The sequence below is a fragment of the Thalassospira alkalitolerans genome (assembly GCF_002115745.1).
Lineage (GTDB): Bacteria > Pseudomonadota > Alphaproteobacteria > Rhodospirillales > Thalassospiraceae > Thalassospira > Thalassospira alkalitolerans.
This window is the reverse complement of the sequence record NZ_JFKB01000003.1, coordinates 317,776-331,515: the sequence shown is the minus strand read 5'-3', so window position 1 is coordinate 331,515 and position 13,740 is coordinate 317,776. Positions and strand designations below refer to the sequence as shown.

The following is a 13,740-nucleotide window of genomic DNA, read 5'->3' as shown; positions in this document are numbered from 1 at the left end:
GAACTCCTGTTCGATGGAACCGGAAAACGGGGAAACACGAAACGCGCGCCATCCGGCAAGGTTTCGAAAAGGAAAAATATCATCGCACCGCATCCCCCAACACATCGGGAGTGCGATGATCAGCTATGAGCTGGCGACATCGTCCTTCGGGCGGCGATGATAAAGAACAAAGATCACAATCAGCGACAGCGCCAAGCTGTACCATGTGATCGCATATTGAAGATGGCTGTTGGGCAAATCAACTTTTGCCTGCCCGCCAATCGGCAATCCGCCGGGTACTGGGGTCTCGTCAAGTTCAAGATAGTACCGGGTGGCAAGTTCGGTGCCGCTGTCTTCGGCCATGGCATCGACATCGACAAAGAACCACTGGTTTTTCAACGGCTCGTTTTCAGGCTGCACCCAATGTTTAACCTGTGGCAGGCGCAACACACCGGTAACACGCACGACATCTTCAATCACGCTTTCGGGGCGGGTGGCCGGATCACGATAATCCTGGGGCACCCAACCACGATTGATCAAAATGACACTGCCATCCGCCTGTTCAAGCGGGGTGATCAAATGAAAACCAACATTGCCACGCCGTGTGCGCGCCATCAGATGCATTTCCTGATCGTTCAGGAAGCGCCCCTCGGCAAAGGCCGAACGAAACGCCATCGCCGGGTCCGGGGTCTGTGTTAACGGCACCGCAATCGGCGGCTTTTCTGCCTGGGTATGACGTTCATTGATCAGGTTCTGTTTCCAGAACAATCGGTCAACCTGCCAGGATCCAAGCCCAATAAGAATAACAAGGGCAAGGCTAACAGAGATTTTCATCGCGATACTGGGGCGTGTCGTCAGAAGGGGCATCTTAATCAGTTCAATCCTGTTCGGAGGTCGGCCGGTGGCGATATTGCAGCGCCACCATGAGGCCTTTTAGCGGCCGCAGCAAGGCAAGTGTTACCCCCATGATGGTCGGAAACCACAGCACAGCATGCAGCCATAAAGGCGGCATATAGGTCATTTCGACCCACAAGGCCAGCGGCACCACCACAAAACCAAGAATGAAGATGATGAAAATAGCCGGACCATCACCCGCGTCATGACCGCGCAGCTCAAGTCCGCAATGATCGCAGGTCTCACGCACGGTAAGAAAGCCTGAAAACAGCTTTCCCCCGCCGCAACGGGGGCATTTGCATGCCAACCCGGTGCGGATGGGGGAAAGTGCTGGATAGTAATCCATGGTCATTGGTTGACCGGGTCCTTTTTATTCGCCGCCCCAGATATAAACGGCAAAGAACAGGAACAACCAGACAACGTCAACAAAGTGCCAATACCAGGCTGCCGCTTCGAGGCCAAAGTGATGATCCGGTTTGAAACCGCCCTTGATCGCCCGCCCAAGGCAAACAGCCAGGAACACCGTACCGACAAAAACATGGAAGCCGTGGAAACCGGTCGCCATATAGAAAGTCGATGAATAGATGCCATCGGCAAAACCGAATGCAGCGTGGCTGTATTCATAAGCCTGCAGGCACAGGAAGATGACGCCAAGACCAACCGTGATGGCAAGCCCCAGAACCAGATCCTTTTTCTTGCCTTCGATGCAGGCATGATGCGCCCAGGTAAGGGTACAGCCCGACAACAGCAAGATCAGGGTATTGATAAACGGCAAATCCCACGGATCAAGAACTTCAACACCGGCTGGCGGCCATTCGGTCACCCCCGGGCTAAAGACCACAAACGCGTTGTGGAAAAACGCCCAGAAGAAGGCGACAAAGAACATCACCTCTGATGCGATGAACAACGACATGCCATAGCGCAATCCGATCTGCACAACCTTGTTGTGATAGATACTGGACTCACTGATAACGTTGCTCCACCAACGGAACATCACAAACAGGATCCCCGCCAGGCCAAGTCCGGCCAGCCAGAAATCCGTCGGCGCACGATCCGAATGCATGAACATAACCATGCCACCGGTAAACAGACCTGCCGACGTCGCAGCCACCAACGGCCACGGGCTCGGGTCTACCAGATGGAATGGATGTTTCTGAGCGTGATCACTCATTCCTCGCCCCCCTCAATCCTCACAAATGAAACCTTTAAAGCTCTCTTCATTAGAAACACGGGAAAAATCCCTAGCCTCCCTGTCTTTCGTCGCTGTCCGGACCTTCGACCGATGCTTCAGCCCGATAGAAGGTATAGGACAGGGTAATGGTCTTAACGTCCTGGGTATTCAAATCCTCGGCAATCGCCGGATCGACATAGAAACTGACCGGCATATCAACACGCTGACCGGGTTGCAGTGTCTGTTCATCAAAACAGAAACAGGCAATTTTACTAAAATACTGCCCGGCTTTCAGCGGCGTAACATTGTAAACCGCCTGACCGGTGATCGGTTTAACCGACATGTTTTCAGCCGTATAATGCGCAAGGTTATCCTGCCCCAGATGCACCGTCATTTCGCGCTGTTCAGGCTTGAACTGCCAGGGAAGCTTGGAATTCACATCGGCATTGAACCGAATTTTGATGGTTTTCTCAGACACATCCACCGGGGCCTCGGTTGCCACCTGTGTGGTGCCGCCATATCCGGTCACCTGACAAAACAATGCGTAAAGCGGAACCGACGCATAAGACAAACCAATCATGCCGCCCACAACGGCGACACAGCCCAGCAACACACGCGTGTTACGTACCTTGGTTTTGTCCGTATGCTTCTGATCAGCCATATGTGCCCTAGCTCATCTTAAGAATGGTGATGGCAAAAAACAGAACCGACAAACCGCCAAGAATAACCAGAAACACCCAGTTCTTTTTGCGGCGTTTGGCGTAAAATACGTCAAGTTCGGCTTTGGTCATTTTAGGATCGCTCATACCAGATACCCCTTGATCCAGATATCGGCGACCATCGCGCCAAACAGGACAAACAGATATAAGATCGAATAGCCAAACATCTTCTGCGGGGCTTTTTCCTCGGCATTGCGCAGCACGCGAATGGCATGGCGCAAGAACCAAAGCCCGGTCAAAACGGCGGTAACACCATAAAAAACACCCAGCAATCCGGTCGCAACCGGCACCAGGGTGATCGGCACCAGCAAAACCGTATAGATCAGCATCTGTTTTTTAGTGGCCGCTTCACCGGCCACAACCGGCATCATCGGCACGCCGACCTTGGCATAATCACCACAGCGGAACAAAGCCAGCGCCCAGAAATGCGGCGGCGTCCACATAAAGATAATCAAAAACAGCGCAATCGAATTGATATCAATCCCGCCGGTTACCGACGCCCAGCCGATCATCGGGGGAAATGCCCCGGCGGCACCGCCAATAACAATATTCTGTGGTGTGCTGCGTTTAAGCCACATCGTGTAAACGAAAACGTAAAACGCAATCGACAGTGCCAAAAGGGCCGCTGCCGCAAAATTGATGGCAACCGCCATCACGGTCACGGAAACGATGGATAACGCAATCCCCAGCGAAAGCGCCTCGTCGGCGGGCACTCGGCCTGCCGGGATCGGGCGGTTCTGGGTGCGTTTCATGTGGATATCAATATCGCGGTCGTACCACATATTGATCGATGCCGCGGCACCACTGGCCACCGCAATACAGGCAATCGCAACCAGCGCCAAAAACGGGTGAATATACCCCGGTGCGATCAAAAGACCCACTGCACCAGTAAAGACCACAAGGGACATCACACCGGGTTTAAGCAATGCAATATAGTCGCGCACTTCCGATACCGGCAATGCAGCAACACGATCAATTGCAAGAGTCTGTTGGGCGGCCTGCTTGGTCATAAAATTCTGGTCTTCTCTCTCTCGGGGCGGTCGTATGTTCCCCGCCGGAAATACCGGCGGGGAACGCAAGATCAGATCAATTACTTGATGCGCGGCAGTTCGTCAAAGGTATGGAACGGCGGCGGCGAGCTGACGGTCCATTCCAACGTATCCGCACCTTCCCCATATGGGTTTGCTTCGGCCTTCTTGCCACGGATAAAGGCATGCGCCACTACCCCGATAAAGAAGATCGTTGCTGCGAAGGAAAGATACGCACCATAGGATGAAACCAGGTTCCAGCCTGCAAACGCATCCGGGTAATCGGCATACCGACGCGGCATACCGGCCAAGCCCAGGAAGTGTTGCGGGAAGAACGTCAGGTTCACACCGATAAAGAACAGCCAAAAGTGAATTTTGGCGCCAAGATCGGAAATCTCGTAACCCGACATTTTGCCAAACCAGTAATAGAACCCGGCAAAGATCGAGAACAAGGCCCCCAGCGACAGAACATAGTGGAAATGCGCGACGACAAAATAGGTATCGTGCAACGGCAAATCCATGCCCGAATTGGCCAAAATCACACCGGTCACACCACCAACGGTGAACAGGAAGATAAAGCCAATCGCCCAAAGCATCGGTGCGCGCAGGGTGATGGAACCACCCCACATGGTCGCAATCCACGAAAAGATTTTAACCCCGGTCGGCACCGCAATCACCATCGTCGCCGCGGTGAAATACGCCCGGGTGTCAACATCAAGACCAACGGTATACATGTGATGTGCCCACACGATGAAACCGACAACACCAATCGCAACCATCGCATAGGCCATGCCCAGATAACCAAACACCGGCTTGCGCGAGAAGGTCGAAATAATGTGGCTGACGATGCCAAAGCCCGGCAAAATCATGATGTAAACTTCTGGATGACCAAAGAACCAGAACAGATGCTGATACAGGATCGGGTCCCCACCGCCAGCCGGATTAAAGAAATCCGTGCCAAAATTACGGTCGGTCAGCAGCATGGTGATCGCGCCACCAAGAACCGGCACCGCCAGCAAAAGCAGGAACGCCGTTACCAGCATTGACCAGGCAAACAACGGCATTTTGTGCAGGGTCATCCCCGGCGCACGCATGTTGAAGATGGTGGTGATAAAGTTCACCGCGCCCAGGATCGAACTGGCACCGGCAAGGTGCAGCGCAAAGATGGCCATATCAACAGATGCATCCGGATGCCCGATCACGCTCGAAAGCGGCGGATAAACCGTCCAGCCGGTCCCAGCACCACTGCCGACAACCGCCGACAGCAACAACAGGATGAACGCCGGAACGAGCAGCCAGAAAGAAATGTTATTCAGACGCGGGAACGCCATATCCGGCGCACCGATCATGATCGGCACGAACCAGTTGCCAAAACCGCCGATCATCGCGGGCATCACCACGAAGAACACCATGATCATGCCATGCGCGGTGACAAGCACGTTAAAGAACTGGTGATCCTCGATGATCTGGGTCCCCGGATGGGCCAGTTCCATACGGAACCAAACCGAAAACGCCCCCCCGATCAAACCGGCAAATATCGAAAAGATCAGATACAGCGTACCGATATCCTTGTGGTTGGTAGAAAGGAACCAACGCGCAAAGAAACCGGGCATGTGATCATCATGCGAATGGGTGTCAGCGTGAGCCATAAATCTCTCCCTCACTCTGCCGAAGCTACGGAAACCGACGACGGCAAATCAACCGACGCAAATTTCTCCTGGGCCGTGGCGACCCATGCTTCATATTCTTCCATGGTTACGGCCTTGACCGATATCGGCATGTAGGCGTGATTAACACCGCACAATTCCGAACACTGACCATAGAAAGTGGTGCCTGCATACTCACCTGGAATGCGGGTCCAGGTTTCGTTCAGGCGGCCGGGCACTGCATCAAGCTTGATAAACAGCGACGGCATGGCCCAGTTATGGATCACATCGTCTGATGTCATGATCAGGCGGATATTGGTGTCAACCGGCAATACAACAGGGTTGTCCACATCCAAAAGGCGCATCTTGCCTTCGGCAACGGCGGTTTCCTCGTCGATCATAAGAGAATCGAACGTGAAATTGCCACTGTCGGGATATTCATAGGTCCAATACCACTGCTTGCCGATGATTTTAAGCGTCATATCGGCATCTTCGACGCGGTCTGCAAAATAAAGCAAACGGAACGACGGAATCGCGATAATCAACAGAATCAGCACCGGCGCCACAGTCCATACGATTTCAAGAAGCGTATGGTGGGTGGTTTTGGACGGGGTTGGATTCCGTTTCCGGCTAAAGCGGAAAAGAACATAAAGCAACAATAGCAGGACGATCACCGTAACGATGGTCATCAGCCATGTCAGAAGAATAAAGAAATCATGGCCCTGCACAGCCACAGGCGATACCGGGTCTTGAAGACCCAGTTGCCATGGCTCAGGCTGACCAACCGCGGCAACCGCGGTACTATCCAGTCCGGTCAGGACTGCCAATCCCAGCAAAAGAATGGGAAACAGCATCTTGATCGACATGCGAATCTGCCCCCTCGCAATACATCTCAAGGCAATTTGCCTGCAGGAAAGTTACATCGTAACCATCACCATATACGAACATAGCGGAGAGTTCGTTTACCGAAAAGGCATGCCGTGATGATTCAACCATAAATCGGTATCACCATCAGGGTCGCGACATAACATCAGACAAACCTAATTTTAAACCCTCATGCACTGCGGCACAACGGTATGTGCAGGCAAATAGCCTATCTTCACGACCTGTTCCAGAAAAAACCTCGCTGCGTTGCACAAAAATATTACTTGTCCTTTCAGGAATTTAGCGCCGTGGTTCAAATCTTTTATAAGTCCAAACGCCTATCCCTGCGATAGAAATCCTGCCATTATTGATCGCGCAGCGCCATCATACCTTCGTTTGCTGCCACGCAGCAGATGACCGTAAAATATCCATCGCGCGACGATAACCGCAGGTAAAATCATCATTTTAATACGCGTTTATCGCCGTCTTCGAAACGACGCGACAATCGCCCCCCCGGCCAAGGGCAAAATTCAGCCCTTATCGACAGGTAAAATCATCCCGATCAAGGATTTACCAATTCCGAGTCGGCGCACCTGCTGTCATCCATTTAGAGACGCCGATCCTTTTTACAATTCCGAGCATCAATTTCATCGGCCGCACCGCACAAAGGTTGATAATCCCTGTAATCTCTGAGATTGTCACCACAAGGGGCCTGCCGGATCTGTTGTGCACCGGCTTCCCGTTTCCGGGACACAAAGACAACATAAAAACGCACATACGCCTTTAATTGCGGGATTTTCCCCCCAATATTCAGGATAATGGAATCAATCGACTATTCGTTTGGTCGCAGATAATCTATGCTAAAGTATTGTTTATTCTGTCTTTTTGTAGGGTAATCTCTATCATCTGGGCAGAATTACCGTGACGTTTCAGATCGAGGTTCGCTCTATGTCCCGCCAAGAAAGCAAAAAGCTTTTCACCGCAGAGCTCCGGCTGCTTAACAAGCTGGAAACGATGAGTGATATCGTCTCCATGCCATTCCCCACAGCGATCCCCGATAGTGGTGGTGAAGGTGGCGGCGGGCAGGATTTATCGACGCTCCACAGCGCCATCGAGGATTTGAAACTCGAGCTTCTTTCCGACATCCGCACCATGATGGCAGAACAAAAGAAGCTTCATGCTGAGCAAATCGGCGATGATGATCAGCAGGATGCGCGCAAAGAGCTTCGGATGCTCAAAACTGAAATTCGCGCGCTGGCCAATTCGATTCAGGAAACCAAGCGCGAAATCGCCGCCCTTTATACCGCGCCTGACGATGACGGCGGCACACGCCTGAACATTGTCAAAGGCGAGCTTGATTCTGTTGTCGCCGCCACCGAGGATGCCACAGCAAACATCCTTGAAACCGTCGAAAAAATCGATGCCGTGGCCCATAACATCCGCTCCGCAGCCCCTGATGACTATACGCAAGGACTGGCCGACGACATTGTCGATCTGGTCGTTAAGGTCTTCGAGTCTTGTAACTTCCAGGATTTGACCGGCCAACGCATCACCAAAGTCGTCAACACCATGAAATATATCGAGGAACGCGTCACCCGCGTGATCGAAATTTGGGGCGATGACGATTTTGCTGAATTCGAAGTACCTGCCGATCCAAAAGGCTTGGACAATCTCGACAAAACGGTGACCCGCGCACCGGAAAATGTCCAACGCGTCAATCAGGACGAAGTCGATCAGATTTTCTCGCAAGACGAAATCGACGCTTTGTTCGACTGATCACCAACCGATTGCGCAGCGATCCCAGAACAACAAAGCCTGCCGGTTTCGGCAGGCTTTTTCTGTGGAAAAGTGTAACCACAATCCGGATCAGGCGTGACCGGCTTCACCCGACAAAAGTTCCGGCGCGAAACCAAGCTTGCCAAAGGCGCGTTCCCATTTGTCTTCGCAATCCGTATCGAACAACAAATCGGCATCCGCATCAACATGCAGCCAGCCATTGGCCAGAATTTCGTTTTCAAGCTGCCCACTGCGCCATCCGGCATAGCCCAGCGCAAGGATGCTGCTTTTCGGGCCTTCGCCAAGTGCGATCTGTTCAAGAATATCAACCGTTGCCGTCACCGAAACACCCGGATCGACATGAAGGGTCGCATCATTTGAAAAATCGGTGCTGTGCAAAACAAACCCGCGCCCGCTTTCAACCGGTCCCCCGAAATGGACCTGAATATCGGCAATGGTCGGTGCCGGGCGAACAATGCCAAGCTGTTCAATCAATTCAGGAAACGTGATGCTGTCGATCAGGCGGTTAACCACCAATCCCATCGCACCATCTTCGTTATGGGCACAGATATAGACCACGCTTTGCGAGAAACGGGGGTCGCGCATGCCCGGCATCGCGATCAGCAGCTTCCCTTCCAGATATTCGCCCGTGTGATCAAGAATTCCCATTTTCAAACTTTTCCTGTTTCATTCACGCAAAGCCTAACGCGATCCGTCGCATATTACCATCGAAAGCCCGCCCCGATTGCCACCGTCATAAAATGATATTGATCAACGACGCAAGCTGTCACTGCTTTACATATAGGATCATGACAGGCAATCGACAGGCAAAAACCGAGAAAAATAACGCCCCCTTGCATCACCTCTGCCCGATCAAGGATCATGACACGCCCCGGTAACGCAGTCGTGCCTTGCATCAATCATCATCCGGGATTAGCCATCGACACATGGCACAAGACCCGGTTTTGTGCCATATCCACAAATAACAAAACGTGCCTGAATACCAATAAGGACCTCGCCCGTGTTTCGATCCCTGATTATCGCCCTTGGCCTGTTTATGATCGCCCTTGTTGCGCCGGGCGCAAACGCGCAAACCGCCGCCAGCACCTGGGTGAACGAAGATTTTGCCTCGGTCCGGCTGATCAGCGCGCGCAAAACCATTGGCGGTCAAAACGAACTGCGGCTTGGGCTTGAATTTGAACTGCAGCCAGATTGGAAAATCTATTGGCGCAGTGCCGGTGATGCCGGTTTCCCGCCCCAACTTGACTGGTCCGGATCCACCAATATTACGGACGGTGAAATCCGCTGGCCTGCGCCGCATCGCTTTTCGATCTTCGGGCTCGAAACATTTGGCTACAAAGATCACATCATCCTGCCGATTGATGTTCCGATCGCCGACCCGGCACAAACCGTACAGATCAAACTCGATATTGACTATCTGGTCTGTAGCGACGTCTGCATCCCGGCATCCGCGCATTTCGATCTTGATATTCCGGCCAGCACGCCGGGCAATGCAACCGATATTGGTGCTGGCACCGGTATCAGCCCTTACGCCCACGACATCGAAAAATTCGCATCCCAAGTGCCGCTTCGCGGTGCCAACCTGCCAATGTCGGTTACCGATATCTGGCAATCAGCCGGTGACAATGGCCCGGCCTTGAATGTGGCTGTATCGGGCCTGGACACTGCGTCGGATGCCCCCGTCGAAATCCTGATCGAAGGCAACACCCGGCTTGGTTTTGGCGTACCAACCCCGATGGGAATATCGGGCGCACAAGACGCCGCAACACAATTTCAAATACCGATCTATGGCCTAAAAGATGATCAAACCACGATTGGCGATGATGTCATCGTCACCGTCATTCAGGGCCCGCTGGCAATCGAACAGGATCGCAGCATCGCCGCGTCCCCGACCAGTATTGCCAATGACAGCGCCCCCCCCAGCCAAAGCGCAATAGCGCAAAATGCCACAACCAGCCTTTGGCTTTTGGGCGGGTTGGCACTTTTGGGCGGGTTCATCCTGAATTTCATGCCCTGCGTTTTGCCGGTCCTGTCGATCAAGGTCATGTCGGCAATGAAAGCACAGGCCGCCGAACGCAGCGCCACCCGGCGGGGTTTCCTTGCCAGTGCGGCCGGGATCATCACGTCTTTCTGGCTGATTGCGGCCGTCCTGATCGCGATCAAACTGGCAGGCGGCACGATTGGCTGGGGCATTCAGTTCCAACAACCGCTTTTCCTGACCGTCATGACGATCATTGTCGCCCTGTTTGCGTTCAATATGTGGGGCTTGTTCGAAATTGGTGGCGCATCCGAACTTGGCAATGCTGCCAATGATGCCATCACAACACAGGAACGCGGTGGAAATCATCTCGGCGGGCATTTCCTGACCGGGATGTTTGCCACCCTGCTTGCCACCCCCTGCTCGGCACCGTTTCTGGGCACGGCTGTCGGCTTTGCCTTGGCGGGCAGCACTTTTGACATCCTGTGGATCTTTAGCCTGCTGGGTGTTGGCCTTGCCACCCCCTACCTTGTCATTGCCGCCCGGCCGGAACTTGCCCGCCTGCTGCCCAAGCCGGGGCGCTGGATGGGCCTTGTAAAGGCCGTACTTGGCCTTGCACTGGCGGCAACGGCTGTTTGGCTCCTGTCGGTGCTGGCGGTTCAAATTGGCATGGGTGGGGCGATTACCGTTGGTATGATGCTTGTCGTTGCCGGTATCCTGTTATGGGCACGCCACCGCACCACTGTTCCGAAACGCAAACTGACCTTTGGCATGCTTGCATCCCTTGGCGTTCTGGCGGCCCTGTTCGCACCGGGGTTTTCAACCGTCCCGGCCCGGGATAAACCATCCGATATCGCACAATCAGGGGGGCTTGCCTGGCAGCCCTTTGAACCGACCGAAATTGCGCAATATGTCGCGGATGGCAAAACAGTTCTGGTCGATATCACGGCACAATGGTGCGTCAGTTGTCAGGTGAACAAAAAACTGGTTCTTGAAACCACTGAAATAGGCGACGCCTTAAATCAGGATAACATCATCCTGATGCAAGGCGACTGGACCCGCCCCGACCCGGTCATTGCCAATTATCTGGCCGGTTACGGGCGCTATGGCATCCCGTTTAATGCCGTCTTTGGCCCGGGGGCTGACACCGGAATTTTGCTGTCTGAACTACTTGGCACACAGGAAGTTCTGAATGCGCTGGCAACCGCGACGGGCAACACCGACCTTGCCAAAAAGTGATTTGATCCTCATCTCTGCGGGAAGACATAAACGGTGACAATGATTTGAAACCTTCGAAACAGTTGCGGATGTGTTTGTAGATCGATCCGATTTACTGTTTGATGGCGTTATCAATCCACCACAAAAAGGGCAGCAATCAAGCCGCCCGTATGACGGAGAAAACCCCAATGACCATCGAAGTCGGCAGTAAACTTCCCGAAGTAACCCTTTTCCGTGCCACCGCTGACGGCCCCGAAGCCGTTAACACCAAAGAATTTTTCGCCGGTCGCAAGGTTGTTGTCTTTGCTGTTCCGGGCGCTTTTACGCCGACCTGTTCAGCCAAACATCTGCCGGGCTTCGTCGCCAATGCCGAAGCCATCAAGGCAAAGGGTGTTGATGAAATCGTCTGCCTGGCATCGAATGACGCATTCGTCATGAATGCTTGGGCCAAAGCCGAAAATGCCGGTGATAACATCACCATGCTGTCAGATGGCGATCTGGCCTTTGTCAGCAAAACCGGCCTTGAACTTGATCTGACCGGCCGTGGCCTTGGCAAACGCGCCAACCGTTTTGCCATGATCGTCGATGATGGCAAAGTCACCGATCTTGCCGTTGAAGAACCGGGTGCATTTGACGTTTCCAACGCCGAAACGGTCCTTGCTAAACTCTGATCTGCTTGCAGGCTGACCCTAAGACTGTAAAACCCAAAAAGCTCCGCAGGATTCTGCGGAGCTTTTTATTTTGGCATTCAGCGATTTGCGATTATCGCGGCAACAAAATCGGAATTGGATCCGACCGTTTGTCATAATCGCATTCGAATGTCGGGTTGGTATGTTTGGCAATGAAATGCACAACACCTTCCCTGAAATCCGACTTGATCGGGGACCAGCTCATGAAGACGCCGCCGCGATTATCATATTCGCGAATGTCGCGATCGCGGAACAATTCACTAAAACTGTGACCTAAATCTTCGGTCGCCCCCGCGACCAGCCAGGATGGCTTCATCCCGCCATGCCAAAGCAAATACACACCCCCGACACCATCAAGTTTCAGCTCGCTGAAATCATCGATCATGAACAGGCGATAATAATCACCACGCGGGCTTTTTCGCCATTTAATATCTTGTGCTTTCGGTTGGCGGAGACCGCCAAGTGACCAGAGTCCCATCTCTTCCTCCAAGCATGCCAAAATGCGCGCAACTGGCTGTTACACGCATCCCAACGCAGCTCTTATTCTTATGGGTATTACGATACCATACAAACTGTAAACGTAAGGTTGACAGCCATCGTTCTAACGGAATGCGTAAAACCTTATTCTTATGCAAGGCTTTGTCCGAGTTTCCAACCTAGATGCATGATTTATTTGTCATTTTTGAACAATTAGTCAAACAATTTATCAATATCATCCTGGCTAATTCCAGCACCTTCAAGCTGTGGCCCGTTCAAAAGATCGTCGTCTTCGTGTTTTTGGGGGGCATCCTCGCCTTCAGGAACCGGCAGATCGGCAAAGGCATCTTCGCCCCAAATCGAAATCATGTTGTGGACGCGTTCCTCAACGAAGGCAAGTGTCGCGACAACCTTGTTGATCCGTTGCCCGGTGATGTCTTGAAAGTTACAGGATTCAAAAATCTTGGTCACAATGAACGCAATCTGTTCGACGTGATCCGTCACAAACTCGCTTTGTGACGAGTTTTTCAGCGTCATCGCCAAATCATCAATCTGTTCTGCGGATTCAAGGATCGTATGGGTTGCCATTTCCGTATCCTTGACGATCGCGTCAAGTTCGGTCGTAGCACTGACAAGGCGGTCATCCTCTACTTTGGGATGGCGCAATGATGCGATTTGCATCTTGGCCTTATGAATATGATCATTCATTTCCGCGATCTGCGTTCGGATCAATTCAAGATCATCATGATCAGGTTCCGACGCACCGGGACGATTGGCGTGCGTAAAATTACTGCTAACCGGCTCTGGCAAGACATCAAGCGGCGCGTCGTCGGATGCGGATGGCACCTCGGCCGGGGCCGCAACAACCGTGCCGCCCGACTGCACAGCATTGCGCAACTGTGCGACTTCGGAACGAAGCGCACGAATTTCGTCAAGAACGGCCTGACTGATCCCCGCCACCTCGGCAACCGGCGCGGGTGATGCTTCTCCGGCACCGATGCCGCTTTCCAGCGTCGGGTCAAAAAATGACTCTGACCAATCCTCGACCACACCACCCGAACGCTCTTTTAAACGACGTTCTGCGGTGAAAACCTTCTGCACGCAACGTGACATAGTTGACTTCAACCCTCCGGCAACGGGCATAAACCCGATCCCCTTACCTCGAACCATCTACCCCCGTGGTGCGATGATCTCTTTTAAATGAGTATAAGGGGCCAAATTGCAACAAGTCCAATGCGTTTCATGTCCAAGTCTTTGAAAAAGAACACCCCGATCATATG

Annotated in this window: 14 protein-coding genes; 3 read left to right on the top strand and 11 right to left on the bottom strand. The window is 52.9% G+C overall.

What is annotated here, in order from left to right:
- Positions 1-123: 123 nt before the first annotated feature.
- The 8 genes from TALK_RS06500 to coxB form a co-directional block, all read right to left on the bottom strand.
- Positions 124-846 carry an SURF1 family protein gene (locus tag TALK_RS06500; RefSeq protein ID WP_085617046.1) on the bottom strand — a complete coding sequence of 241 codons (723 nt, stop codon included), beginning with the start codon at positions 844-846 and terminating at the stop codon, positions 124-126.
- 10 nt (positions 847-856) lie between these two features.
- Positions 857-1,219 carry a DUF983 domain-containing protein gene (locus TALK_RS06495; RefSeq protein WP_339862045.1) on the bottom strand — a complete coding sequence of 121 codons (363 nt, stop codon included), beginning with the start codon at positions 1,217-1,219 and terminating at the stop codon, positions 857-859.
- A 24-nt stretch (positions 1,220-1,243) separates the two neighbouring features.
- Positions 1,244-2,044 (bottom strand): cytochrome c oxidase subunit 3, encoded by an 801-nt coding sequence (locus tag TALK_RS06490; RefSeq protein ID WP_085617042.1) that lies wholly within the window; start codon positions 2,042-2,044, stop codon positions 1,244-1,246.
- A 70-nt stretch (positions 2,045-2,114) separates the two neighbouring features.
- Positions 2,115-2,705, bottom strand: a complete 591-nt coding sequence (locus TALK_RS06485; RefSeq protein WP_085617040.1) for a cytochrome c oxidase assembly protein — start codon at positions 2,703-2,705, stop codon at positions 2,115-2,117.
- A gap of 7 nt (positions 2,706-2,712) precedes the next feature.
- Entirely contained in the window at positions 2,713-2,850 is a 138-nt protein-coding gene (locus TALK_RS22095; RefSeq protein ID WP_169714965.1) for a hypothetical protein, read from the bottom strand.
- The gene (locus TALK_RS06480; RefSeq protein ID WP_211274776.1) at positions 2,847-3,773 is read right to left on the bottom strand and encodes a heme o synthase; all 927 of its coding nucleotides are present in this window, start codon (positions 3,771-3,773) and stop codon (positions 2,847-2,849) included. Before TALK_RS06480 ends, TALK_RS22095 begins: the two co-directional genes overlap by 4 nt.
- A gap of 80 nt (positions 3,774-3,853) precedes the next feature.
- Positions 3,854-5,440 (bottom strand): cytochrome c oxidase subunit I, encoded by a 1,587-nt coding sequence (gene ctaD, locus TALK_RS06475; RefSeq protein ID WP_085617039.1) that lies wholly within the window; start codon positions 5,438-5,440, stop codon positions 3,854-3,856.
- 11 nt (positions 5,441-5,451) lie between these two features.
- Positions 5,452-6,303: a cytochrome c oxidase subunit II gene (gene coxB / locus TALK_RS06470; protein ID WP_085617037.1), complete on the bottom strand. Its 852-nt coding sequence runs from the start codon at positions 6,301-6,303 to the stop codon at positions 5,452-5,454.
- A gap of 946 nt (positions 6,304-7,249) precedes the next feature.
- Here coxB and TALK_RS06465 point away from each other — a divergent pair.
- Positions 7,250-8,077: a hypothetical protein gene (locus tag TALK_RS06465; RefSeq protein WP_085617035.1), complete on the top strand. Its 828-nt coding sequence runs from the start codon at positions 7,250-7,252 to the stop codon at positions 8,075-8,077.
- Positions 8,078-8,167: 90 nt separating this feature from the next.
- Here TALK_RS06465 and TALK_RS06460 read toward each other — a convergent pair whose 3' ends face one another.
- Entirely contained in the window at positions 8,168-8,746 is a 579-nt protein-coding gene (locus TALK_RS06460) for a YqgE/AlgH family protein (RefSeq protein WP_085617033.1), read from the bottom strand.
- 352 nt (positions 8,747-9,098) lie between these two features.
- Between TALK_RS06460 and TALK_RS06450 the strand changes: the two genes are divergently transcribed.
- Together TALK_RS06450 and TALK_RS06445 are read left to right on the top strand one after the other, a co-directional pair.
- Positions 9,099-11,315 carry a protein-disulfide reductase DsbD family protein gene (locus tag TALK_RS06450; RefSeq protein WP_085617029.1) on the top strand — a complete coding sequence of 739 codons (2,217 nt, stop codon included), beginning with the start codon at positions 9,099-9,101 and terminating at the stop codon, positions 11,313-11,315.
- Positions 11,316-11,482: 167 nt separating this feature from the next.
- Positions 11,483-11,965, top strand: coding sequence for a peroxiredoxin (locus tag TALK_RS06445; protein ID WP_085617158.1), 483 nt, complete (start codon positions 11,483-11,485; stop codon positions 11,963-11,965).
- A 91-nt stretch (positions 11,966-12,056) separates the two neighbouring features.
- On the opposite strand, the gene TALK_RS06440 is transcribed toward TALK_RS06445, so the two are convergent.
- Positions 12,057-12,461, bottom strand: a complete 405-nt coding sequence (locus TALK_RS06440) for a hypothetical protein (protein ID WP_085617027.1) — start codon at positions 12,459-12,461, stop codon at positions 12,057-12,059.
- Positions 12,462-12,673: 212 nt separating this feature from the next.
- A complete protein-coding gene (locus TALK_RS06435) occupies positions 12,674-13,573 on the bottom strand; it encodes a protein phosphatase CheZ (RefSeq protein WP_085617025.1) in 900 nt (299 codons plus the stop codon).
- Between the last annotated feature and the right edge of the window lie 167 nt (positions 13,574-13,740).

What these genes read in the sequence shown, in the direction of transcription:
- TALK_RS06485 (WP_085617040.1), bottom strand. Translation starts at nt 2,705, where the DNA reads ATGGCTGATCAGAAGCATACGGACAAAACCAAGGTACGTAACACGCGT.
- ctaD (WP_085617039.1), bottom strand. Translation starts at nt 5,440, where the DNA reads ATGGCTCACGCTGACACCCATTCGCATGATGATCACATGCCCGGTTTC.
- TALK_RS06500 (WP_085617046.1), bottom strand. Translation starts at nt 846, where the DNA reads ATGCCCCTTCTGACGACACGCCCCAGTATCGCGATGAAAATCTCTGTT.
- TALK_RS06440 (WP_085617027.1), bottom strand. Translation starts at nt 12,461, where the DNA reads ATGGGACTCTGGTCACTTGGCGGTCTCCGCCAACCGAAAGCACAAGAT.
- coxB (WP_085617037.1), bottom strand. Translation starts at nt 6,303, where the DNA reads ATGTCGATCAAGATGCTGTTTCCCATTCTTTTGCTGGGATTGGCAGTC.
- TALK_RS06480 (WP_211274776.1), bottom strand. Translation starts at nt 3,773, where the DNA reads ATGACCAAGCAGGCCGCCCAACAGACTCTTGCAATTGATCGTGTTGCT.
- TALK_RS06435 (WP_085617025.1), bottom strand. Translation starts at nt 13,573, where the DNA reads ATGTCACGTTGCGTGCAGAAGGTTTTCACCGCAGAACGTCGTTTAAAA.
- TALK_RS06465 (WP_085617035.1), top strand. Translation starts at nt 7,250, where the DNA reads ATGTCCCGCCAAGAAAGCAAAAAGCTTTTCACCGCAGAGCTCCGGCTG.
- TALK_RS06460 (WP_085617033.1), bottom strand. Translation starts at nt 8,746, where the DNA reads ATGGGAATTCTTGATCACACGGGCGAATATCTGGAAGGGAAGCTGCTG.
- TALK_RS06445 (WP_085617158.1), top strand. Translation starts at nt 11,483, where the DNA reads ATGACCATCGAAGTCGGCAGTAAACTTCCCGAAGTAACCCTTTTCCGT.
- TALK_RS06495 (WP_339862045.1), bottom strand. Translation starts at nt 1,219, where the DNA reads ATGGATTACTATCCAGCACTTTCCCCCATCCGCACCGGGTTGGCATGC.
- TALK_RS22095 (WP_169714965.1), bottom strand. Translation starts at nt 2,850, where the DNA reads ATGAGCGATCCTAAAATGACCAAAGCCGAACTTGACGTATTTTACGCC.
- TALK_RS06490 (WP_085617042.1), bottom strand. Translation starts at nt 2,044, where the DNA reads ATGAGTGATCACGCTCAGAAACATCCATTCCATCTGGTAGACCCGAGC.